This window comes from Labrenzia sp. 5N (assembly GCF_012395805.1).
GTDB lineage: Bacteria > Pseudomonadota > Alphaproteobacteria > Rhizobiales > Stappiaceae > Roseibium > Roseibium algicola.
Genome location: NZ_JAAZTM010000002.1, coordinates 131,371 through 154,029, shown reverse-complemented (window position 1 = coordinate 154,029; position 22,659 = coordinate 131,371). Strand labels below are relative to the sequence as shown.

18 protein-coding genes are annotated in these 22,659 nt (G+C 58.9%); 3 read left to right on the top strand and 15 right to left on the bottom strand.

Annotated features, from left to right (window positions below):
- Positions 1–45: 45 nt before the first annotated feature.
- From HEP89_RS01515 to urtA, 8 genes are all read right to left on the bottom strand, one after another.
- Entirely contained in the window at positions 46–798 is a 753-nt protein-coding gene (locus HEP89_RS01515; protein ID WP_023001732.1) for a sugar transferase, read from the bottom strand.
- Between the two features lie 279 nt (positions 799–1,077).
- Entirely contained in the window at positions 1,078–2,385 is a 1,308-nt protein-coding gene (locus tag HEP89_RS01510; protein ID WP_055658191.1) for a UDP-glucose/GDP-mannose dehydrogenase family protein, read from the bottom strand.
- Positions 2,386–2,712: 327 nt separating this feature from the next.
- Entirely contained in the window at positions 2,713–3,999 is a 1,287-nt protein-coding gene (locus tag HEP89_RS01505) for an ArgE/DapE family deacylase (protein WP_168691183.1), read from the bottom strand.
- 175 nt (positions 4,000–4,174) lie between these two features.
- A complete protein-coding gene (urtE, locus tag HEP89_RS01500) occupies positions 4,175–4,870 on the bottom strand; it encodes an urea ABC transporter ATP-binding subunit UrtE (protein ID WP_168691182.1) in 696 nt (231 codons plus the stop codon).
- Positions 4,871–4,984: 114 nt separating this feature from the next.
- On the bottom strand, positions 4,985–5,731 hold the full coding sequence (gene urtD / locus HEP89_RS01495; RefSeq protein ID WP_023001728.1) for an urea ABC transporter ATP-binding protein UrtD: 747 nt from the start codon (positions 5,729–5,731) through the stop codon (positions 4,985–4,987).
- 4 nt (positions 5,732–5,735) lie between these two features.
- Entirely contained in the window at positions 5,736–6,974 is a 1,239-nt protein-coding gene (gene urtC / locus HEP89_RS01490; RefSeq protein ID WP_062489924.1) for an urea ABC transporter permease subunit UrtC, read from the bottom strand.
- Positions 6,971–8,593, bottom strand: a complete 1,623-nt coding sequence (gene urtB / locus HEP89_RS01485) for an urea ABC transporter permease subunit UrtB (RefSeq protein WP_168691181.1) — start codon at positions 8,591–8,593, stop codon at positions 6,971–6,973. The genes urtC and urtB overlap by 4 nt, the downstream gene beginning before the upstream one ends.
- 240 nt (positions 8,594–8,833) lie before the next feature.
- Positions 8,834–10,120 carry an urea ABC transporter substrate-binding protein gene (gene urtA / locus HEP89_RS01480; protein ID WP_031269634.1) on the bottom strand — a complete coding sequence of 429 codons (1,287 nt, stop codon included), beginning with the start codon at positions 10,118–10,120 and terminating at the stop codon, positions 8,834–8,836.
- Between the two features lie 299 nt (positions 10,121–10,419).
- Between urtA and HEP89_RS01475 the strand changes: the two genes are divergently transcribed.
- The 3 genes from HEP89_RS01475 (at position 10,420) to HEP89_RS01465 (ending at position 15,634) form a co-directional block, all read left to right on the top strand.
- A complete protein-coding gene (locus HEP89_RS01475; protein ID WP_168691180.1) occupies positions 10,420–13,809 on the top strand; it encodes an ATP-binding protein in 3,390 nt (1,129 codons plus the stop codon).
- Entirely contained in the window at positions 13,799–14,713 is a 915-nt protein-coding gene (locus tag HEP89_RS01470; protein ID WP_168691179.1) for a DNA-binding response regulator, read from the top strand. Before HEP89_RS01475 ends, HEP89_RS01470 begins: the two co-directional genes overlap by 11 nt.
- Positions 14,714–14,911: 198 nt before the next feature.
- Positions 14,912–15,634: a FadR/GntR family transcriptional regulator gene (locus HEP89_RS01465; protein ID WP_168691178.1), complete on the top strand. Its 723-nt coding sequence runs from the start codon at positions 14,912–14,914 to the stop codon at positions 15,632–15,634.
- A gap of 109 nt (positions 15,635–15,743) precedes the next feature.
- Here the strand turns inward: HEP89_RS01465 and HEP89_RS01460 are convergent, their stop codons facing one another.
- The 7 genes from HEP89_RS01460 to HEP89_RS01430 form a co-directional block, all read right to left on the bottom strand.
- Positions 15,744–16,550, bottom strand: a complete 807-nt coding sequence (locus tag HEP89_RS01460; RefSeq protein WP_286201015.1) for a sulfotransferase family 2 domain-containing protein — start codon at positions 16,548–16,550, stop codon at positions 15,744–15,746.
- Positions 16,551–16,653: 103 nt separating this feature from the next.
- A complete protein-coding gene (locus HEP89_RS01455) occupies positions 16,654–17,364 on the bottom strand; it encodes a ThuA domain-containing protein (RefSeq protein ID WP_168691176.1) in 711 nt (236 codons plus the stop codon).
- On the bottom strand, positions 17,361–18,236 hold the full coding sequence (locus tag HEP89_RS01450) for an NAD(P)-dependent oxidoreductase (RefSeq protein ID WP_168691175.1): 876 nt from the start codon (positions 18,234–18,236) through the stop codon (positions 17,361–17,363). Before HEP89_RS01450 ends, HEP89_RS01455 begins: the two co-directional genes overlap by 4 nt.
- The gene (locus HEP89_RS01445) at positions 18,236–19,747 is read right to left on the bottom strand and encodes a sugar ABC transporter ATP-binding protein (protein WP_055658210.1); all 1,512 of its coding nucleotides are present in this window, start codon (positions 19,745–19,747) and stop codon (positions 18,236–18,238) included. The genes HEP89_RS01450 and HEP89_RS01445 overlap by 1 nt, the downstream gene beginning before the upstream one ends.
- Positions 19,744–20,745: an ABC transporter permease gene (locus HEP89_RS01440; protein WP_023001717.1), complete on the bottom strand. Its 1,002-nt coding sequence runs from the start codon at positions 20,743–20,745 to the stop codon at positions 19,744–19,746. Before HEP89_RS01440 ends, HEP89_RS01445 begins: the two co-directional genes overlap by 4 nt.
- 11 nt (positions 20,746–20,756) lie before the next feature.
- Positions 20,757–21,788, bottom strand: a complete 1,032-nt coding sequence (locus HEP89_RS01435) for an ABC transporter permease (protein ID WP_228869438.1) — start codon at positions 21,786–21,788, stop codon at positions 20,757–20,759.
- A gap of 29 nt (positions 21,789–21,817) precedes the next feature.
- Positions 21,818–22,615: an SDR family oxidoreductase gene (locus tag HEP89_RS01430; protein ID WP_168691174.1), complete on the bottom strand. Its 798-nt coding sequence runs from the start codon at positions 22,613–22,615 to the stop codon at positions 21,818–21,820.
- Positions 22,616–22,659: the final 44 nt, after the last annotated feature.

Below are 22,659 nucleotides of genomic sequence, written 5' to 3'. Positions count from 1 at the left end.
TCCTGAGTCTCCGCCAGTGACACTGCTTGAGGATTTGCCGGCGGTTCAGTAGCCGTTGCCGTTGAAGAATTCCCTGGCGACCGTCGTCGCGAGGATTTTGACATCAAGGATAACCGACTGACGCTCGATGTAGGCAAGATCATAGGCCAGCCGCATACGGGCCGCATGAGGGTTTTTGGTTTCCCCGCGAAAACCGTTGACCTGTGCCAGGCCTGTGATGCCCGGAAGCACCTTGTGGCGGTCCATATACCTGGGGTGGAAGTCCTCATAAGGCATTCCGGCGGCCAGCATGCCGGGCACATGCGGTCGGGGACCTACCAGGGACATCTCTCCCCGCAACACGTTGATGAGCTGCGGCAATTCATCGAAGTTGCTCTTGCGCAGGAAGGCGCCGATCAATGTGACGCGCGGATCGTTGGCAACGGTTTGCGAAATCCCGGAGCTGTCGCACTGGTTGGCATGCATCGTCCGGAACTTGAGAACGGCAAACTTCTTGCCATTCAAACCGTAGCGCCACTGACGGAAAAATACCGGTCCGCGGCTTGTCAGTTTTATTGCAACCGCGAGTGCAACAAATAAGGGAAAAAGCAGTAGAAGGCCGGCACTTGCACCGGTCAGGTCAATACATTTCTTCAGTCCGGATTGAATCACTCCGCGTGCCGGGCGGAGGTCGCGGGAGGCACGGTTTGTCGCATCGAGCAGGTCGGGGTGCGGATAGCCCCACGTCGCGAAGCCGGCAATATTCATTGCTTCGCGGCCGTGATCATCTGCTTCGTAAGATACTGTTTCGTCTGCCAAGATATGCCAGCCTCAACCCGATTTACGAGACCACTTGATGTGCGCCAGCAACCTGTCTGGAGGCAGTCGCAATCACGATCGTATCGTTAAAATTTGGGTAACAAGATCGGGAAAATTGTTATCCATTAAGGGTTTGGTTACCATAGTGACGCGACGGGAGCAATGTTCCGACGTCAAAAGTGATGTGAAATTTAATTAATTTTTAAAAAATTGAACGCCGGGCTAGGGTTAGCCCGACATTCGCATTGAATATTAAATTCTGAGGTGGGAACCGGCCGCTTAGTAGCTGCGGCCGACGCTGGTGTACTCGAAGCCACGGGCTTCCATGTAGTCCGGCTTGTAGATATTTCGCAGGTCGACAACCTTGGGTGCAGAGACCAGAGTTTTGACGCGGTCGAGGTCAAGCGCGCGGAACTGATCCCACTCCGTAACGATTACAACCACGTCTGCGTTCTCGATGGCATGATAGGGGCCATCGCAGAACATCACACCCGACATGACCTTCTCGGCTTCTTCCATGCTGGCCGGGTCGTAGGCACGGATCTTGGCACCGGCAGCCTGCAGTTTTTCCACGATGTCGATGCTCGGAGCTTCGCGCATGTCGTCCGTATTGGGCTTGAAGGCGAGGCCAAGCAGCGCGATCGTCTTGCCGCTTACGTCGCCGCCCATGAATTCGATCACCTTGTCGGCCATCTTCTTCTTGCGGGCCGCGTTCACCTCGATGACGGAATCGACGATCTTCAGATCGGACTGTGCATCCGCGGCGATCCGCGAGAGGGCAAGAGTGTCCTTCGGAAAGCAAGAGCCGCCGTAGCCAGGGCCGGCATGCAGGAACTTGCCGCCGATGCGGTTGTCGAGGCCGATACCGCGCGAGACTTCCTGGACGTTTGCCCCGACTTTCTCACACAGGTCTGCAATTTCGTTGATGAAGGTGATCTTGACCGCGAGAAACGCATTGGCCGCGTATTTGGTGAGTTCCGATGTGCGGCGGCGGGTCACGATGATCGGGGTTTCGTTGAGATACAGCGGGCGGTAAAGCTCACGCATCACTTCGACCGCGCGCTCGTCATCGGTCCCGACCACCACCCGGTCGGGGCGTTTGAAGTCGCTGATGGCGGCGCCTTCGCGCAGGAATTCCGGATTTGAAACGACGGCGAATTCTGCGTCAGGGTTGGTCTTGCGGATGATCGCTTCCACTTCGTCTCCCGTGCCGACCGGAACGGTCGATTTGGTGACGATCACGGTGAAGCCCTCGATCAGCCGTGCGATTTCCTCTGCCGCGGCATAAACATAGGAGAGATCGGCATGGCCATCGCCTCGGCGGGTCGGCGTGCCGACGGCAATGAAAACGGCATCCGCTTTGCGGATCGCTTCTTCAGGAGCAGTGGTAAAGAAAAGGCGTTCTTCGGCAACGTTCTTTGCAACGAGTTCCTGCAAGCCAGGTTCATAGATCGGGATCTGTCCGTTGTTCAGGGCGTCGATCTTGCTTGCATCCTTGTCGATGCAGGTCACGACATGTCCGAAATCGGCAAAACAGGTTCCGGACACCAGACCGACATAGCCGGTCCCAATCATTGCAACACGCATTTTAAATTTTCCTGCTTCTGGGTGGTCTTCAGGCGTTAGTCAATCACCATAAGCCCGCTAGGTGCTGCCCGAATTACATGGACCGACAGCAAAAGACCAGTTCGTTGAAATCGTATTGTTTGAAATTTTGAAATTCTGCTCCGTACACTACTCTGAACAGGGACAGGATGAGGCGTCTGCAATTGCCTGAACGCGTCCCGGTCATGAAGACTAACGGAACGACACAAAAAACGGGAGCATTTTTCTGGCTAAAGAGGGGATGTGCTCCTCCGGAAGGAAGGCCCTGTGCGAAGAAGGGCCTCCTCATTTCGGTGCAACTGAACTGGCCTACGTCGGTGCGATCCCGCACCAGGCAGCGGTAAACAGGGCGATCGTCTTCGTCACTCTTTTCAGCGACGGCAGGTTCACGCATTCGTCTATGCCGTGAATGTTCTTTGTCAGCGGGCCATAGGTGAGGGCGGGAATGCCGCAATGGTTCACGTAAAGAGCCGCATCCAGATAGCAGGCCATGATCGACCGTTTGAGCGCAGTTCCGGACGTGATCTTGTGTGCGGCGGCGAGCGCATTTTCCGCATCGCTGCCTTCGGCAAGAAGATATCCTGCCTGACATGTCCCGATCCATTCGAGCTTTGGATTGGCTTTTTCAAGCCGGGGATCCTTCGTACCAAGCGTTTTCAGCATCTGTTCCAGGCTGGCCATCCGGTCTTGCGGGGCGTCACCCGGATAAAATCCGATCCGGCCTTCGAAACGGCATTCAAACGGGATGGACGCCGGCCATTCGCCGCCGTTGATGGTGCCGATGTTGAGGCTTGCAGGATTGCGCAGGTCGTCGAAGCCGGGATGGCTGGTCTTTTCCTCATTCCAGTGAGCTTCCAGCGCCTTCAACTCGTTGATGACGAGGAACGCCGCCTCGATTGCGCTGAGGCCTGACTCCGGCTCGCGTGGGTGAGCTGGCACGCCCTGGACGGAGATCCGGAACTTGATGACACCGGAATTTGCATAGGTGAGCTCTTCGTCTGTCGGCTCGGGAATGAGAACCGCGTCCGCTGTCGCACCATTTATGATCGCAGCTGCGGTGCCATTGCCCGTCACCTCTTCGTCGATGACGGACTGGAACTCGAGCGGTCCTTTCAAGCTGAACCCGGCAGCCTCGATGGCATCGACTGCAAAGAGATTGGCTGCGAGGCCTGCTTTCATGTCCCCCGCGCCCCGTCCGAAAAGCCAATCGCCCTCGCGCACGGCTGCAAACGGCGGATGGGTCCAGTTTGCCGGATTGGCAGTGGGAACAACATCAACGTGTGCATTCAGGATCAACGAACGTCCGCCATGGCCAGACTTCTTGCGACCACTGACGTTGAACGTGTCGGTGTAGTCGATAGTGGCTGGAGAATAGGCCGGATGGGACTGCAGTTGCGCCACATCAAGTTCATAGGTCTCGACGTCATAGGCACGGTCACGGAGAGCGTCTGCAATGATCTTCTGGACACCGGCCTCCTCACCGCGAAGGGATCTTGCCCGCACGATATCCTGCAGGAAGGCGATCTCGTCCTCGAATGCGGCGTCAACGGCAGCGGTGATTGCGGAAATGGCTTCGTTGGAAAGTGGTTCTGACATGACGATCCGGCTGGGAAGGATGATGAGGTGGGCGATTTGCCTGCACCCTATCAACTGCACTGCCTGCGTCAAATGTGGGTAACAGCACACCTAACCCCATCATCCTTCGCGGCGCCTCCGAAGCGGCTCCCCACGATGAGGAGGAAAAGTGAGCTTTGGGAGACGTGCCCCTGGCCTAAACAGTCAGATACCGACGGACTTCCGTTTCAGAAAGGTCGGCACCCGTGCCCGAGAGTACCACTTCGCCGCGGTCCATGACGGCATAATCGTCGGCCAGATCACGGGCGAACTCGAAATATTGTTCCACCAGCACGATGGCCATCGTGCGCTGGTCGCGCAGCCACGAGATTGCCCGGCCAATGTCCTTGATGATTGAAGGCTGGATGCCTTCCGTCGGTTCATCAAGCACCAGAAGTTTCGGACGGGTGACCAGGGCTCGTGCAATCGCGAGCTGCTGCTGCTGTCCGCCGGACAGATCACCGCCACGGCGTGACAGCATGTCCTTGAGCACCGGGAAAAGTTCGAAGATCGTATCGGGAATGAACCGTTCCTTGCGCGGGATCGGGGCATAGCCGGTCTCAAGATTTTCCTTTACCGATAAAAGGGGGAAGATCTCACGTCCCTGCGGCACAATTGCGATGCCTTTCTTGGCGCGGGCGTGGGCTGCCAGCGAGGAGATATCCTCGCCGTCCCACAGGATCTTGCCGGCGCTGATGCCGTGTTGGCCGGCCACGGCACGCAAGGTGGACGTCTTGCCAACACCATTGCGCCCCATCAGACAGGTTACCTTGCCGGTCTCGGCCTTCAGCGAAACCTTCTTCAGCGCCTGGGCGGCGCCATAATGAAGATCGATGTTTTCAACTTGCAGCATGAGCTGACTTCCCTTGGCTGATCGCGATGCGCCTTGTGGCCGTTGGTTCGTTCGTTGTCGGTATCGCCGTATTGCTTCCGCGAGCGACCAGACGCGAATGACAAAGCCTACTCCTCATCGTCCGAGATAAACTTCCACGACACGTTCGTCGGCTGAGACATGGTCGAGTGAGCCTTCAGCCAGGACCGAGCCTTCGTGGAGAACGGTGACTTTGACACCCAGGGAGCGCACAAACACCATGTCGTGCTCGACCACGACGACCGAGTGATCATTGGCGATATCCTTCAGAAGTTCAGCGGTTTCGGCGGTTTCGGCATCCGTCATGCCGGCAGCAGGCTCGTCGACGAGAAGCAGCTTCGGATCCTGGGCCAGCAGCATGCCGATCTCCAGCCACTGCTTCTGGCCGTGGCTGAGGTTGGCTGCCAGCTCGCTTCTCTTCGAACCAAGCCGGATCAGATCGAGCAGATATTCAACCCGCTTCTTCTCACCACCCGAAATGACATGAAACAGGGTCGCAAATGGACCGCGCGGTGCCTTCAGGGCCAGTTCCAGGTTGTCCCAGACGGTATGGCTCTCAAAAACGGTCGGTTTTTGAAACTTGCGGCCGATCCCGAGTTCGGCGATCGAAGCTTCGTCCTCGCCGGTAAGGTCCACGGTGCCGTTGAAAAAGACCTCGCCACTGTCCGGTCGGGTCTTGCCGGTAATGACGTCCATCATCGTGGTCTTGCCTGCCCCGTTGGGACCGATGATGGCCCGCATTTCACCCGGGGCAATCGTCAGCGACAATTCGTTCAATGCCTTGAAACCGTCAAAGGAAACCGACACGCCGTCGAGATAAAGAAGACTGGAAGATCGTGCCATGGCTTTACTCCGCGGGCTGGGGTTCGGCATCCGCCGGAACGGTCGAGGCAGATTTTTTCGGGCTGACGTTGGCCGGGGATGCGGGCGACTGCGGCGCCTGGCTCGGAGGTTGGTCCGACCCGGCTTCGAAGTCTTTGGAGACTTTCCGTTGCCGCAAGGCCGTCCAGCCCTGGGAAAGGGTGCCGACGATGCCCTTCGGCAGGAACAGGGTCACGACCACGAAGAGGCCACCGAGCGCAAAGAGCCAGATGTCGGGCAGGGCGGCGGTGAACCAGGTCTTGGCGAAGTTGACCAGAACGGCGCCGAGAACGGCCCCGACCAGCGTTCCGCGCCCGCCGACGGCAACCCAGATCACCACCTCGATGGAGTTGGCAGGTGCAAATTCACCCGGGTTGATGATGCCGACCTGCGGCACGTAAAGGGCACCGGCGATACCGGCCATCATGGCCGACAGGGTCCAGACGAACAGCTTGTAGTGTTCCACACGGTAGCCCAGGAAGCGTGTCCGGCTCTCCGCGTCGCGCACGGCCACCAGCACCTTGCCGAGTTTCGATCGGGTGATCGCCCGGCAGATGAGGAAACACAGGACCAGCGCCAGGCCTGAGGCTGCAAACAGGCCCGCGCGGGTCGTGTCGGCTTGAATATCAAAGCCGAGAATGTCCTTGAAGTCGGTCAGGCCGTTGTTGCCGCCAAAACCCATGTCGTTCCGGAAGAAGGCAAGCAGCAGCGCGTAGGTGAGGGCCTGCGTGATGATTGACAGGTAAACGCCGGTGACGCGTGAGCGGAAGGCGAACCAGCCGAAGACGAAGGCCAGCACGCCCGGCACCAGCAGCACCATGAGCGCCGCAAACCAGAACATGTCGAAGCCGTACCAGTACCAGGGCAGTTCTCCCCAGTTCAGGAACACCATGAAATCCGGCAGGATCGGGTCGCCATAAACGCCGCGGGTTCCGATCTGACGCATCAGGTACATGCCCATGGCATAGCCGCCGAGCGCGAAGAAGGCCGCATGACCGAGCGAGAGAATGCCGCAATAGCCCCAGACCAGATCTACCGCCAACGCCAACAACGCGTAAGTCAGGTATTTGCCCATCAGCGTGACCGCGTAGGTCGGTACATGGAAGGCAGAGCCTTCCGGGACAAGCAGGTTGCCGGCAGGAACCAGGACAATCACGGCCGCCATGATGGCGAGGAAGATCCCTGCTCGGGCGTCCATGGCGCGGAAGAGGAAAGAGGTCATCATGCTTCAACTGCCCGGCCCTTGAGGGCGAACAGGCCCCTTGGACGCTTCTGGATAAAGAGAATGATAAAGATGAGCACGAAGATCTTGCCGAGCACGGCGCCGGCATAGGGCTCCAGGAACTTGTTCACGACACCGAGGGTCATGGCGCCTACCAGCGTGCCCCACAGATTGCCGACCCCACCGAAGACCACGACCATGAAGCTGTCGATGATGTAGCCCTGGCCCAGGTTCGGCGAAACGTTGTCGATCTGGCTGAGCGCGACGCCCGCGATCCCGGCAATGCCAGAGCCGAGCCCGAAGGTGAGGGCATCGATCCAGGGAGTGCGGATGCCCATCGAGGCGGCCATGCGCCGGTTCTGGGTCACGGCCCGGGTATAGAGCCCGAACGGGGTCTTCTTGAGGACAAGCATCAGTCCGGCGAAGACCAGCATCGCGAAGACGATGATCCACATGCGGTTATAGGTGATCGTCATCTGGCCGATTTCGAAGGCGCCGGACATCCAGTCGGGGTTGCCAACCTCACGGTTGGTCGGGCCGAAGATCGAGCGCACCGCCTGCTGCAGCACCAGCGAGATACCCCAGGTCGCGAGCAGTGTTTCCAGCGGGCGTCCGTACAGCCAGCGGATGACGCCACGTTCGATGGCAACCCCCACCAGTCCCGATGTGAGGAAGGCAAGCGGCAGGGCAATGAACAGGGAATAATCGAAAAGACCAGGTGCGGAGGAGCGAATGAATTCCTGAACCACGAATGTGACGTAAGCCCCGATCATCACCATCTCGCCGTGCGCCATGTTGATGACGCCCATGACGCCGAAGGTGATGGCAAGACCAATGGCAGCGAGCAGCAGCACGGATCCAAGCGACAGGCCGTACCAGACATTCTGTGCTGCATCCCAGGCGGCGATGGATTTCTCGATCTTGGTGATTTCCGTGGTTGCCGCTTCGCGCAAGGCGCCTTCGGAGGAAGATTGCACGGCGATCAGAAGCGACAGAGCATCGCGATTGCCCATCGTGCCGAGCGTCGAAACCGCCTGGAGTTTCGCTGCCTCGTCCATATCTGAGTTCAGAACAGCCGCGGCCCGGGCTTCTTCCATCAGCTTGCGCACGCCATCGTCCGTTTCAGCGGCAATGGTGGCATCCAGGGCTTCGATACTGTCCGGATCCTTCGCCTTGAACACGGCTTCGGCAGCCGCCATCCGCACCTTCGGATCGGGCGCCATCAGGGTCAGCGACCCGAGCGCGGACCGGATCACCCGGCGCAGCTTGTTGTTGACCTTGATCTTGTCGATTTCGCCCTTGGCCGCTTCGCCGGTCGTTTCCATGGTCAGCGGGTCGATCAGGGCAAAGTTCTTGCCGGCCTTCCTGGTGATGAAGACTTCGCCATCGGCCTTGCGCACGTAGAGGTCGCCATCGCTCAGGGCCTCGAGAGCAGGAGCCACCTGCGGGTCACCGGTCGCGACAAGGGCACCGATCTGCTTTTCGGTTTCGGAATATTTGCCCTTGGCCAGGTCGTTGATCAGCGGACGGAGTGCCTCTGGATCGCTTTGGGCCAGTGCCGGTGCGGCAAGGAGGCTGGCAGCGAGGCTGAGGAGGAGTAGGAAGGATCTCATCAAGGACATCGTGTCCACCGGTGTTTAGAACTTTCACCTGACGACCTCATCCTGGGGAGTCGCATTGCGGCGTCTCGAAGGATGGGTCACTTGCTTCCGGGGTTGCCGCCCATCCTTCGAGACGGACCTTGTGGTCCTCCTCAGGATGAGGGGAGAGCTAAGAGCGACTCTCCAGGCAAACCTTTCCGGTTGGAAAACCGGGGAAAGAGGACGGGTCTCGTAAGACCCGCCCGAGCTCCGTCTCCTCCCTTAAGACCCGGAGCCGCCGCACTTGCCGGTGGCAGTGTTGAAGTTGCCGCAGGAAAGCGGTGCGCGCCAATCGGAGATCAGGTCCTTGGAGCCGTCCAGATAGTCGGACCATGCGTCGCCGACGACGAGACCGGAGGTTTCCCAGACGGTTTCGAACTGGCCGTCTTCCTGGATTTCACCAATCAGCACCGGCTTGGTGATGTGGTGGTTCGGCATCATCGCGGAGTAGCCGCCGGTCAGGTTCGGAACGCTGACACCGACGATGGCGTCGATCACGGCATCCGGCTCGGTGCTGCCCGCCTTCTTGACTGCTTCAACCCACATGTTGAAGCCGATGAAGTGCGCTTCCATCGGGTCGTTGGTCACGCGCTTGTCGTCGCCGATGTAGGCGTGCCAGGCATCGATGAATTCGGCGTTGGCTTCGGTATCTGCGGACTGGAAGTAGTTCCAGGCAGCCAGGTGGCCGACGAGCGGAGCGGTGTCGAGACCGGCGAGCTCTTCTTCACCAACGGAGAAGGCGACAACCGGAATGTCTTCAGCCTTGATGCCCGCGTTGCCCAGTTCCTTGTAGAACGGCACGTTGGCATCGCCGTTGATAGTGGAAACCACGGCGGTTTTCTTGCCGGCAGAGCCGAAGGTCTTGATGTCGGACACGATCGTCTGCCAGTCGGAATGTCCGAACGGCGTGTAGTTGATCATGATGTCTTCTTCAGCCACGCCCTTGGACTTCAGGTAGGCTTCAAGGATCTTGTTGGTCGTGCGCGGATAGACATAGTCGGTGCCGGCCAGAACCCAGCGCTCGACGCCTTCCTCGTTCATCAGGTAATCGACGGCCGGAATGGCCTGCTGGTTCGGTGCAGCGCCCGTGTAGAAGACATTGCGCTGGGATTCTTCACCTTCGTACTGAACCGGATAGAACAGCAGCGAGTTGAGTTCTTCGAAGACCGGCAGAACGGACTTGCGCGAAACGGACGTCCAGCAGCCGAACACGGCGTCGACGCCGTTGACTTCGATCAGCTCACGCGCCTTTTCAGCAAACAGCGGCCAGTCGGAAGCCGGGTCGACGACGACCGCTTCCAGTTTCTTGCCAAGCAGGCCACCCTTCTTGTTCTGCTCTTCGATGAGCATCAGCATGGCGTCTTTCAGAGTGGTTTCCGAAATGGCCATGGTGCCGGAAAGCGAATGCAGGATGCCGACCTTGATCGTGTCTTCCTGGGCGGATGCGCCGCCGATCATCGTGGAGGCCATCAGGCCTGCCAATGCGAGTTTGGTGAATGTGTTTTTCATGGATGTTCCCCTTTGCTTGACGTCACCGGTTCCCACGCCGGCGATTGGCGGCTGGAAGGTGTGCCGCTGTCAGGAAGGGATCGTGCACTGGCACCACTGCACCGCAACATACGTCAATTGACGTAACCGGCTTGAGCGCCTGCCACGGCGTTCCAGAAGCAAAGACGGCATGAAATGTGCTGAAGAGAGGAGCTGAATAAAAAACGGGGCGGAAAGCGGGCGATGAAGAACGGCATTTGCCGAATAAATAGTCATATGTCCAGTTATTGGGCATTCGGTGCCGGTGTGGAGGCGGACGCGTGAGGGCGCGCCAACGCATTCTGCCTGTTCGGCGCCAGTACAACAAATGGGTCAACAACCAGACCCTGGAAGACTATGCGCTCAGGTTCACCGCCAAGAGCGCACGCCGCTTTTCCTCCCGGGCGATTTCCCAGACGGCGATCGGGGCCATCTCCTTTCTGGCTCTGGAGGCGATCGGTGGTGCGATAACCCTGTCCCACGGAACAGCCAACGCGTTTCTCGCCATACTGGTCGGCAGCCTGGTGCTGTTGGTCGTCGGTCTGCCGATCAGCCGCTATGCCATGCGCTACGGCGTCGACATAGACCTGCTCACGCGTGGCGCCGGGTTCGGCTACATCGGTTCGACGGTCACTTCGCTGATCTATGCCAGCTTCACCTTCATTCTTTTTGCGATTGAAGCCTCCATCATGTCGAGCGCGCTGGAATTCGCTTTCGGTGTGCCGCTCTGGCTGGGGTATGTCATCAGCGCGGTTGCGGTCATTCCGCTGGTGACCCACGGCATTACCTGGATCAGCCGCTTTCAGCTCGCAACCCAACCCTTCTGGATCATCCTGAACATCCTGCCGTTCCTCTTCATTGCCTTCACCGACTGGCAGGCCGTCGGCGAATGGTTGACGTTTTCCGGCATCGACCCGGTAACACAGGCGCCGCGTACGACAGCTGGCGGCTGGGACAGCATCAACCTGGTCAGCTTCGGCGCAGCCTCCGCAGTCATTCTGGCGCTGATGGCACAGATCGGTGAACAGGTGGACTTTCTGCGGTTTCTTCCGGCGCAGGATTATGCCCGCCGCCGGCACCGGCTTGCCCTGTTTCTGGCCGGGCCCGGCTGGGTTGTTCTTGGTGCTCCCAAGATGATTGCAGGCTCCTTTCTGGCAGTCCTCGTGTTGTCGCACGGTGTTCCGGTTGATCATGCCGACGAACCCTCGCGCATGTATGCGGTCGCTTTCGGCTACATGATCCCGAACGAAACCGTCGTCCTCTTGCTGATGGCGGCATTCGTGGTGGTGGCGCAGCTCAAGATCAACGTCATGAATGCCTACGCCGGGTCGCTTGCCTGGTCGAATTTCTTCTCGCGCCTCACACACTCCCATCCCGGCCGGGTCGTCTGGCTCGTCTTCAATGTCGGCATCGCTCTGCTGTTGATGGAACTCGGCATCTATCGGTTGCTGGAAGAAACTCTTGGCGTCTTTTCCATCATTGCGATGGCCTGGCTTTCCGCCATTTCGGCTGACCTCTTCATCAACAAGCCGCTCGGGCTGTCGCCTCCGGGAATCGAATTCAAACGCGCGCATCTTTATGACATCAATCCGGTTGGTACCGGCGCAATGCTTCTGGCCGCCGGTCTCGCATTGGCCGCGCACTTCGGCGAGTTCGGCAAGACAGCGGAGGCCCTCGCCACATTTCTGGCCATGGCCATTGCCTTTGTTGCCGCGCCCCTGATCGCTTATGCGACCAGGGGACGGTTCTACCTGGCTCGCAAGCCGCGCCAGAGCTGGCAGACGAAGGAACACATCGCCTGTTCGATCTGCGAAAACCCGTTCGAACCGGAAGACATGGCCTATTGTCCGGCCTATCAGTCGCCGATCTGTTCGCTGTGCTGCTCACTCGATGCCCGCTGCCACGACAGCTGCAAGCCGAAGGCACGTTTGTCCTATCAGGTCGGCACCGTCGCGGGCCGCATTCTGCCGGAAAACGCGATGGCGTTCCTGCAGTCCCGGCTGGGGCGCTATGCGTTCATCTCTGTTCTGTCGAATGCTGCAATCGGCCTGGTGCTCTGGATCATTTATGCCCAGGCGGAAAACCGTCTGGGAGATCCGACCGGCATCATCGGCCAGACGGTGCTGTTGATTTTCTTTGTTTTTGCCATCGTCGTCGGTATTGCCTGCTGGTTCCTGGTGCTTGCTCATGACACCCGGCGGGTCGCCGAAGAGGAATCCATGCGCCAGAACGCGCTGCTTCAGAAGGAAATCGACGCTCACGGTGTTACCGACGCGGCTCTGCAGAAGGCCAAGGAAGATGCCGAGGCCGCCAACCTTGCCAAGAGCCGCTACGTGGTCGGCCTCAGTCACGAACTCAGAACACCCTTGAACGCGGTCATGGGCTATGCCCAGGTGCTGGAGCGGGACGACAGCGTGCCGACAGCCCGCAGGCCTGCGATCAGCACAATCCGGCGCAGTGCCGAGCATCTGTCAGGGCTGATCGACGGCCTCCTGGATATTTCGCGGATCGAGGCGGGAAGGCTGCAGATCTATTCCAACGAGATCAACATTCACGAGTTTCTGGATCAGATCGTCGACATGTTCCGCATGCAGGCGGCTGCCAAGGGGCTCGGCTTCAATTATGCGCGCGCACCCAACCTGCCGGTGTTTGTACGAACCGACGAAAAACGTCTGCGGCAGATCCTGGTGAACCTTCTGTCGAATGCGATCAAGTTCACCTCTGAGGGCATTGTTTCGTTTTCGGTCAGTTACCGGTCACAGGTGGCCAGCTTTGTCGTGTCGGACAGCGGGCCGGGCATCGCGCTTGACGAACAGGTCAAGATTTTCGAACCATTCGGCCGCAGCAAGACCGCGGACGGGGCGAAGACACCGGGGTTGGGGCTCGGGCTGACCATCACCAAGCTTCTGACGGAAACCATGGGCGGAGCCATCGCGCTGTCCAGCGAACCGGGGAAGGGCGCTTCCTTCGAAGTGCGGCTGATGCTGGCGGCTGTCGACCGGCCGGTCGATACCATCCGCCTGGAAAGACAGGTGCGAGGCTACGAAGGCGAGCGGAAGACGGTTGCTGTGATCGATGACAATCCGGATCATCGTGCGCTTGCCTGCGATATCCTGAAACCGATCGGATTTGCCGTCGTCGAGGCGGATACGGGCAGGGCCTGCCTGGAGACGGTCGAGCCGCTGCGGCCGGATCTCTACCTTATCGATATCCTGATGCCGGGAATGAACGGTTGGGAGTTGGCCGAGGACCTGAGGGACAGAGGCGTCAGCGCGCCGATCATCATGCTGTCGGCCAACATCGGTGACAAGGCTTTGCGCCCGGACGGTCCGGCTCACCATTCGGCAACCCTTGCAAAGCCCTTCGGCATCGGCCAGCTTTACGACCTGCTGCAAAAACACATGGGTGTTGTCTGGACCGAACAGCCGGTCGAGCGAAACCAGGAACCTGCCCGAAAGGATCCCTTGAAATCGCCCGGTGCCGATCACGTCGCCGATCTCATCTCGCTTGCGGAGATCGGTTATGTGGAAGGCATCGAGGCCAAATTGAACGAGCTGGCGAAAATGCCGGAAAATCTGCCTCTGATCGATGCATTGAATGTCCATCTCGCCCGGTTCGATTTCGATGCCTACAAAAACGTCTTGAGTGAATTGGAAACACATGACGGATGATCGTCGCGATACGGTCCTTGTGGTCGACGACAGCCCGGAAACGCTCGGCTTCGTCACCGAAGCCCTGAAAAAGACCGGCGTAGCCGTTCTGGTGGCGACCAGCGGCGAAACCGCTCTCAACATCTGCAACAAGGTGACACCGGATACGATCCTGATGGATGCGATCATGCCCGGCCTCGACGGTTTTGAGACCTGCCGGCAGATCAAGGAAAATCCGGCGCTCCTGCACGTACCGGTGATTTTCATGACCGGGCTGTCCGAAACGGAACATGTGGTAAAGGCGCTGGAATCCGGCGGGGTCGATTTCCTTACCAAGCCGATCGATGTCGACGAACTGAAGGCGCGGATCAAGGTGCATCTGAAGAATGCCCGGTCGGTTCAAAGCGCGCATGTGGCGCTGGATGCAGCCGGGCGCCATCTGGTGGCCGTGTCTCAGGAGGGTACAGTGCTTTGGTCGACACCGCAAATTCACAACCTGCTGGCAAAGACAGGGGCTGCCGAAACCAGCCTTTTCCGGCTGGGCCGAGCACTGGGGGACTGGCTGGACGGGCCGAATTCCTCCGGTGAGCGTCGCAAGAGTTTCATGCTCGGCTTGTCTGAAAACCTGGCAGTGCAACTTCACCCGCTTGGCCGTGTCGGCCCTGATGAAAACCTGTTCCGCGTCACCGCAGAAGACGAAGCCGGGCAGGTCCAGGCGCTGCAGGGAAGTTTTGAACTGACACAGCGCGAGGCGGAAGTCCTGATCTGGATCGCCAAGGGCAAGTCCAACAAGGATATCGGCGAAATTCTGGGTCTGTCGCCGCGCACCGTGAACAAGCATCTGGAGCAGATCTTCGTCAAACTTGGTGTTGAGAACAGGGCCTCCGCTGCCGTTCGCGCAGCAGAGGTGATCTACGCGCTTTAGAACTTCAGGGGAAACGGGTCCTTCGGCTCGATCTGCAATCTGCTTCCGTAATCGCGTTCGATCCGTGAGAATGGCGGGTTTCGGCCATCTGACCTCGAGGTGGCGACCGGCTCGACAAGCACCCGAGCTTGGCCTATGGATGCATTAAGCCGTTGAAGAACACGAATAACCCACCGGCAATGCGAAGAGGAGCCCGGCATGGCTGAGTTTCGGGAAGTGCGTCGGTCATCGCTGTTACCGGACCGCATCGCAGCAGACATCATGGCGAAAATTCAGGATGGTGAACTGAACCCCGGCGATACGTTGCCGACCGAACATGCACTCGCCGGAACCTTTGGTGTCAGCCGCAATGTGGTGCGCGAAGCCATTGCCAGGCTGCGGTCTGACGGCGTCATTGAATCACGCCAGGGGCGCGGGGCCATCGTCAAACCTGTTTCGGAGCGCGAAACCTTCCGGGTCGATATCCGCTCACTCGACAAGTCCGGCAACCTTGCGGACTTGTTCGAGTTGCGTGGTCTCCTGGAAATCGAAGCTGCGGGACTTGCCGCGATGCGTCGCACAGGGGCAGATCTCAGGGAGATGCGGGCGGCAGTCGCCATTCTGGAAGGGCACAAGCGGTTCGACGAACAGCGGCTGGAAGCCGACGCCGTCTTTCACCGCGCAATCGGCAAGGCTGCCGGCAACTCCTATCTCTTCGGCATCATCTGCTACATCTCCTCCAGGCTGAAGGAAACCACGCGGGTGACATCCGACATCTACGCCAAGGACGACTTGGTGGAGATCACTTTGGGTGAACATTGCAGGGTGCTTGAGGCCATCGAGGCAGGTGACAGGACAGGCGCCCGGGAAGCCATGGCGGCTCATGTTCAGGGCGCTGCGTCCCGTCTCAACGTTCAGGTCAAGCTGGGCGCCAGGGTTTAGCGCCTCCGGCCCATTTGCCTGCAACTGGATTGTTCGTGCGGTTGATTTCCACGTCCGCAAGCCGACGGTCTCTAGTGGGGGCTCTGGCAGACAGGGGCGTAGCAGCGGATCAGGTTCGGTACAGTCCTGTTCTTTTTAAGAGCCGTGTCAACTTGTTGGAAGTGCGCTCTGCTCGCATAGCCTGATAGAGCTGCAGATCGAGTTGATTGTGTCTCCTGACGGTGTCGAGCTGACGGTCTGAAAGCGAAAGCGCAGGATAGCGGCTCGGATTGTCCTGCCGCATTGTCAGGGGCAGGCCGGTTTCTTGCGAGATCTTTTCGTAGAGATCCGGCATTTTATCGGTAAATCCCATGATATCCACCGAGCGACCGGTCGAAAGGGCACGTTTGAAAAGGCTGTCGTGATAGTCGATCGGATCAATTCTGGAGGCAAGGAAGCGGTCGGACAGCTCTTGTCCTACTGCTTTTATTGGCGTTCCACCGAGATATCTGCACATTGTATTGTCGGGAATTGGTAATCTTCCCTGATCAAGGCTTTCGAACGCATCTGCCTCTGTAATTCGTCCGTCTGCTAGAAAATGTCGAATGTGGGAAAGGACACGCTCCACCGGATCACGCAGAACTACGATCGTCAGCGTATCTTTTGGAAGATATTTCCGGACCCAGAAGCCGTAGTGTCCCCGAAACAGGCGATAGTTCGGTTTCTCCTGAAGTTCCTGCAGGGCCTCGTGAAGCGGCGGATAGCGGCCACCATGATGGGAAATCAGCGCTTGAGAGGGAACAACGGCTGCGTCTCCGACAGCCTGTTCCAGCGACAGGCGCAATGACGTGCCGGCTGTTTTCGGGATATGGCAGAAGAAGATCTTTTTATCAAACTTCAAAAACGTCTCCCTGTTCCTGCAGTGTATTAACCGCATTCGCGCAGATCAGCGCAGTCACAGGTGCGCCAGACGATCGTGAAAGTTTGAATATCCTATTGCAAAGCTGACGGTTCTTGAAGGGTGCGTTCTTTGCGGGCCACTAAGCGGATTTGCCTTCTGCTGCCCAGAGTGCACCGCGACGGATGATTTCCGTCACCTGGGGAACCTTCAGGTCATCCAGTTCGTGTCCGATGGAGCAGTAGAACACTCGGCCTTTGTCCCAGCGCCGTTTCCAGACAACGGGAATGACGGTGCCCTCGATCCACCACAGATGATCGCCTGAGAAGGTCGTGGTGGCCAGCACGTCGTTGGAGGGATCGACCAGCATGTAGTATTGCTCGGACCTGAGGCGGAAACTCCTGATGCCCTTGACGATCGGATCGTCCGGTTTGCAAATCGTCACGTCGTAGTCGATGTAGTCCTCCCTGGGCTGCAGGTTGTCCGGCCAACCGGGAGGATGGGCGACGAATTGGCCTCCAATCAGGAAGTGGTAGGTCGGCCGGTCGCGGAAGGCATCTCCCATATGTCCGTGCCACCCGGCAATGCCGCAGCCGTTGGCGACGAGCTTCAGCAGCCCGTCCTCCTGCGGCTTGGACATGTTGCCGAATTCCTGCTGGTGACCCGACCGGGCCGAGGACCAGATAGGCGTGATCAGGTCGACATCGGCAAGGTCCTCCGGGCGTTCCAGCGGTTCCATCGTATCGTAGACGGTAACGCTGAAACCATTGTCGCGAAGCAAGGCCTCATACCAGTCGCTGAAATGGGTTGGTGTGTGGCCTTCCCAGCCACCGACAAACAGAACTGCTTTCATTTCAGACCCTTGTTCACGAAAGAAAGAATGGAAGCCATGTCGCGGTCGTCATATCCGGCTGATCCGGCGGCCTTCAAAACCGCATGATTGAGTTCCGCCTGCGGCATGATCACACCGCAAGTGGATGCAAGTTCCAGCGCCAGCCCGACATCCTTGCGGGCAAGTGCGACCGTGAAGCTGACGTCGTGCGCAGTCTCATCCAGATAAAGCCCCTTGCGATAGGCGAGAACCGGAGCGGCAGCCGCCGAATTTTCCACGACCTCATAGGCTTGTTCTTTTGGGATGCCGGCTGCCGTGGTCAGGGTAAGGGCTTCTGCCAATGTCTGGTTGAGGCCATGAATGAGCATGTTGACGCCGAGTTTCATGGCAGCGCCAGCGCCGGATTTGCCAAGCCAGACGGTTTTCCGGCCGAGAACCTCGAAGAGGCGGGCCAGATCAGGCACATCCGTTTTTTTTGCTCCTGCCATGATAAGCAGCTTGGCATCCGCCGCCGCTTGTGTGGCTCCGGAAACCGGCGCATCGACGAAGCGTCGGCCTTTCTCCCGTGCCAATAGCGCCAGACGTTCTGCCATGGGTACGGAAATGGTACCCATTTCGGCCAGAACCCGACTGCCCCCTGACGCCTCGAGCAAGCCATCCGGCCCGAGATAGACTGCCTCAGCAGCAGCATCGTCGGCGAGCATGGTGATCACCACATCCGACCGCTCCGCCAGGTCTTTTGGGTTGGCTGCCGAAAAGGCGTTGTGGGCGGCGGCGAAGGCCTGTGCAGTTCCTGCTGTCCGGTTCCAGACGCTCACATTCAGACCGGCAGCAGCCAGATTGGCAGCCATGCGCACGCCCATCCGGCCAAGCCCTGCAATTCCGACCTGCATCAGGCGGCCTTGTCCGGCCGAATGCCGGAAATGGCCTGGATGAGATTGTCTTCGGTGACTTCCTCGGAGGTGAAAGTCCGGATGATTTCGCCGCTGTACATGGCGACGATCCGGTCACTTACATGCAGGACTTCCGGCATTTCCGAACTGATCACGATGACCGCATAGCCCTGGCTGGCCAGGTCGCGGATGAGGTTGTGGATCTCGGACTTGCTGCCGACATCGATCCCGCGAGTCGGTTCATCGACGATCAGAACGCTCGGGTGCATCGAAAGCCATTTGCCGATCACGATCTTCTGCTGGTTACCGCCGGAAAGGTTGCCGGCAAGCTGCTTCCAGCCGGGCGTGCGAATGTCGAGCCGGTCCCGGTACTGGTCGAAAATCGCGATCTCCGCGCCTTCGGCAACGAATGGGCCGGCTTTCAAGTCGTCTACTTGAGGCAGGGTCATGTTGTCCCGGCAGTTCATGCCCAGAACGAGGCCCTGCGTCTTGCGGTCCTCAGGCACCAGCGAGATACCCTTGGCGATGGCATCGGCCGGCGAGTGAATCGCAGTTTCTTCTCCGTTCAGGAAAATAGCGCCGCTGCTGGGTTCTCTGAGACCGAACAGCGTTTCGGCGATTTCCGTGCGGCCGGCCCCGACCAGGCCATAAAAGCCGACAACCTCGCCCTTGCGCACTTCGAAGCTGATGTCACGGAAAAGCGAACCACAGGAGAGCCCCCGCACCTCCAGCGCCACATCACCCAGTTCGTGATGGACTGCGTTGCGTGACAGGTCGAGCTTGCGGCCGATCATGAGCTGCGTGATCTCGTCCTCGCTGGTTTCGGCGGTGTTCAGTGTGCCGCGGTACTGTCCGTCCCGCAGCACGCTGATGCGGTCGGTGATCCTGAAGATCTCTTCCATCCGGTGCGAGATGTAGATGATGCCGACGCCTTCGGCTTTCAGGTTGTCGATGACATCGAACAGAACCACCTTTTCCGCATCGGTCAGCGAGGCGGTTGGCTCATCAAAGATGACCGCCTTGGCTTCCACTGTCAGCGCACGTGCGATTTCCACCATCTGCTGGTTGGCGATGGAGAGATCGCCGACACGCGTGCGGGCGTCGAAGCCGACTTTGAGCATCTCCAGAATGCGGTTGGTCTGCTCATGCAGCTTTTGCCAGTCGACCCGGCCGAAGCTCTTTCGCGGCAGTTCGCCGAGATAGATGTTTTCGGCAACTGTCAGTTCCTCGGCGAGGCTCAGTTCCTGATGGATGAAGACGATGCCCTTGCTTTTCGCCTGTAGCGGCGACGTCATGACAACCGGTTGCTCGCTGACGATGATCTTGCCTTCATCAGGCTGATAGATGCCGCCAAGCACTTTCATGAGGGTCGATTTTCCGGCGCCGTTTTCGCCCATCAGGGCATGCACTTCACCGGGCAGGACGGAAAAGGATACACCGTCGAGCGCGCGCACGCCGGGGAAGGTCTTGACGATGCCTTCCAGGCGCAAGGCTGGGGTGGTGCCGGTCATATTCTCAGCTCCTGTTTGCCTTTCAGGTTCAATTGACGGTCGAGGAACAGGACGGCAATCAGGATCAGGCCGATAACCAGATTGACCGTTTCCGTGTCGGCGCCGATGTGTCCCAGGCCTTTTCGCAGAAGCTGGATGGCCAGAACGCCGCCGAGCGTCGAAAGCACGGATCCGGCGCCTCCGGTAAGTTTGGTGCCACCCAGAACCACGGCGGTGATGACCCACAGCTCATAGAGTTCGCCGTCGTTGGGATTGACCGAGCCGGATTCCGAATAGAACACCACGGCAGACAGGGAGGCGAGAAAGCCGATGATCATGAAGTTGATCATCATGTGTGGCCCGACGCGGATACCCGCATTGATGGCCGCAGAACGGTTGTCGCCGATGGCATAGGCGTTGCGCCCGTGGATCGTGCGGTTCATCACGAACCAGATCACGGCGGTCACGACGATCAGGAACCAGGTGGCGGTGTGCAGTCCCAGGAAATGGGCTTCGGCGAAATCAACCAGCGTCCAGTTGAGATGAGATGTGGGCTGTTCGCCATTGTACATGAACACAAGGCCGCGATAGCCGAGCATGGAACCGAGCGTGACGATGAAGGCATCGACACCGGTCTTCCAGACGATCAGCCCGTTCAGAGCGCCCAGAACGATCCCTGTCAGCAATGCCAGTCCCCAGGCAATGGGAATGACGCCGTCGCCGAGGCCGGCGAAAACCGGCCAGGTCATGCTGTCGAGCAGGACGACGGCGCTCAGGGCAAAGGTCGCTCCGACGCTGAGGTCGATATTGCCGTTGATCATGATGATCGTCATGCCGATGGCGATGATCCCGATGGGGGCTGACTGCTTGAACAAAAGCAGCATGTTGTCCACGTCCATGAAGGCCTTGTCACTGAGCGACAGGAATTCGCCCGCGACCGAGAAGAAGACCAGCTCGACGAGAATGAAGCCCCAGATCGCGCCGCGTTTCAGAAAAGTGCTCAAGGTTCCCGGTTCCATCAATCCCTCCCTCACGCGATCGGCGACCAGAGCTTGCCGCGTTTGGCGGCAATATCCAGCCACACGGCAAGAATGATGATGATCCAGGTCACCACATACTGGACATAGAACTGCAGTCCGACGAGCAAGAGGCCGTTCTGGATAAAGCCGAGGATCAGGACACCGATAACGGTCTTGAAGATCGTTCCGGAGCCGCCCATCAGCGATGCTCCGCCGAGGATGACTGCAGCCAGAACTTCAAGCTCAAGCCCCTGACCAACCGTGTTCTGGCTTCCCAGTGACCGGCTGGCCTGGATGAGACCGGCAGTACCGACGCAGAAAGCGGACATGAGGTAGCAGGTGAAGACGACACGGGCTCTGCGAATGCCCGAGAAGGTTGCCGCGGTGCCGTTGCCTCCAACCGCGTAGACCTTGCGGCCGAATGGTGTCTTGGCAAGGACGATCCCCAGAACAGAGGCGACAAGGGCAAACAGCAGGATCGGTACCGGAATGCCGAGGACGGTCGACTGGCCGAACACGCTGAACCAGGTGCCTTCCTTGTCGGCAATATCCATGTTCTTGCCGCCGGAATAGGTGAGGGTCAGTCCGTGGATCGCTGACAACATGCCAAGGGTCACGATCAGGGAATTCAGCTTCAGATATCCGACGAGGAAGCCAATGAAGGCGCCCAGGCACAGTACCATGGCGTACATGGACGGGATGGCGAGCAAAGGCCCCAGCTTGTCGTGCAGATCGAGGACGACGATGGTGGCAAACGACATCATCGACCCGACGGACAGGTCGAGATTGCCGCTGATGACGACAAAGGTGACGCCGAGGGCCATCACGCCCAGGATTGCAGAGGAGCGGACAACGCCCATGATGTTGTCTGGGTCGAGAAAGCGCTGGTTGGCGATCGTGAAGCCGATCATGAAGACGGCGAAGGCGATCAGAATGCCCTGTTTCGCCAGAAATCCCCCAACGCCCGACAGACTGAAGGGCTTCATGGATTTTTCCTTGGAACTGCCGGGACGGCTGGCAGCCTTGCTTGATATGTCGGACAACAGACCCTCCCTCATCCTGTTGTAAAGTTTCAAACGAGCGTCATGCCACCATCGATCATCACCACCTGACCGGTCATGTAATCGCTTTCTGGTGACGCCAGGAACGTGGTCGTTCCCGTGATGTCGGACGGTGTCGCCACCCGGCCGCGCAGGATCTCGGAGGAGAATTCCTCCATCGCCTGTCCGGGCCGTTCGGCAGCGCCGATATCCAGAAGATCCCGGTCCACCTGTTCCCACATTTCGGTAGCCACGACACCCGGCGCAAAGCCTGTGACGGTGATGTTGTGTCTGGCAAGGTCTCTTGCGCCGGATTGCGTCAGCGAGACCACGGCCCATTTCGAGGCGCAATAGGGCGCGACATTGTCGAACCCCTGTCGACTGGCGATCGACGCGGTGTTGATGATCTTGCCGCCGGTGCCCTGGCCAATCATCTGGCGGGCGGCCTCCTGCATGCCGATCAGGCACCCAAGGCCGTTCACTCCCATGATGAAGTTCCAGTTGTCCTCCGTGACATCGAGAAAGTTCATGGGCTTGTTGACGCCGGCATTGTTGAACTTGACGTCCAGCTTGCCGAAAGCCGCGACGGTTTTCGCGATCATGGCACGAACCTGCTCACGATCGGTCACATCGACCTGGGCCCATGTCACCCCGGCGCCGGTTTCGGCAGCACGGTCGCGGTTGGCTTCGGCAACGGCACTTGCCTGTTCGCCGTTGATGTCCGCAAAGCAGACATCCGCTCCCTCGTTGATAAGGGCTTCGCCAATGGCACGTCCGATCCCTCGGGCAGCACCGGTGACGATACAGGAACGCCCGGACACTCGGCCCATGGTTTCCTCCCGGTCAATATATTGGGAAAAAATGGGGCGCAAGG

Excerpts from the sequence above, each read along its gene's own strand:
- HEP89_RS01510 (WP_055658191.1), bottom strand. The coding sequence starts at position 2,385 with ATGCGTGTTGCAATGATTGGGACCGGCTATGTCGGTCTGGTGTCCGGA.
- HEP89_RS01505 (WP_168691183.1), bottom strand. The coding sequence starts at position 3,999 with ATGTCAGAACCACTTTCCAACGAAGCCATTTCCGCAATCACCGCTGCC.
- urtE (WP_168691182.1), bottom strand. The coding sequence starts at position 4,870 with ATGCTGCAAGTTGAAAACATCGATCTTCATTATGGCGCCGCCCAGGCG.
- urtD (WP_023001728.1), bottom strand. The coding sequence starts at position 5,731 with ATGGCACGATCTTCCAGTCTTCTTTATCTCGACGGCGTGTCGGTTTCC.
- urtC (WP_062489924.1), bottom strand. The coding sequence starts at position 6,974 with ATGATGACCTCTTTCCTCTTCCGCGCCATGGACGCCCGAGCAGGGATC.
- urtB (WP_168691181.1), bottom strand. The coding sequence starts at position 8,593 with ATGTCCTTGATGAGATCCTTCCTACTCCTCCTCAGCCTCGCTGCCAGC.
- urtA (WP_031269634.1), bottom strand. The coding sequence starts at position 10,120 with ATGAAAAACACATTCACCAAACTCGCATTGGCAGGCCTGATGGCCTCC.
- HEP89_RS01470 (WP_168691179.1), top strand. The coding sequence starts at position 13,799 with ATGACGGATGATCGTCGCGATACGGTCCTTGTGGTCGACGACAGCCCG.
- HEP89_RS01465 (WP_168691178.1), top strand. The coding sequence starts at position 14,912 with ATGGCTGAGTTTCGGGAAGTGCGTCGGTCATCGCTGTTACCGGACCGC.
- HEP89_RS01460 (WP_286201015.1), bottom strand. The coding sequence starts at position 16,550 with ATGCGGTTAATACACTGCAGGAACAGGGAGACGTTTTTGAAGTTTGAT.
- HEP89_RS01455 (WP_168691176.1), bottom strand. The coding sequence starts at position 17,364 with ATGAAAGCAGTTCTGTTTGTCGGTGGCTGGGAAGGCCACACACCAACC.
- HEP89_RS01450 (WP_168691175.1), bottom strand. The coding sequence starts at position 18,236 with ATGCAGGTCGGAATTGCAGGGCTTGGCCGGATGGGCGTGCGCATGGCT.
- HEP89_RS01445 (WP_055658210.1), bottom strand. The coding sequence starts at position 19,747 with ATGACCGGCACCACCCCAGCCTTGCGCCTGGAAGGCATCGTCAAGACC.
- HEP89_RS01440 (WP_023001717.1), bottom strand. The coding sequence starts at position 20,745 with ATGGAACCGGGAACCTTGAGCACTTTTCTGAAACGCGGCGCGATCTGG.
- HEP89_RS01430 (WP_168691174.1), bottom strand. The coding sequence starts at position 22,615 with ATGGGCCGAGTGTCCGGGCGTTCCTGTATCGTCACCGGTGCTGCCCGA.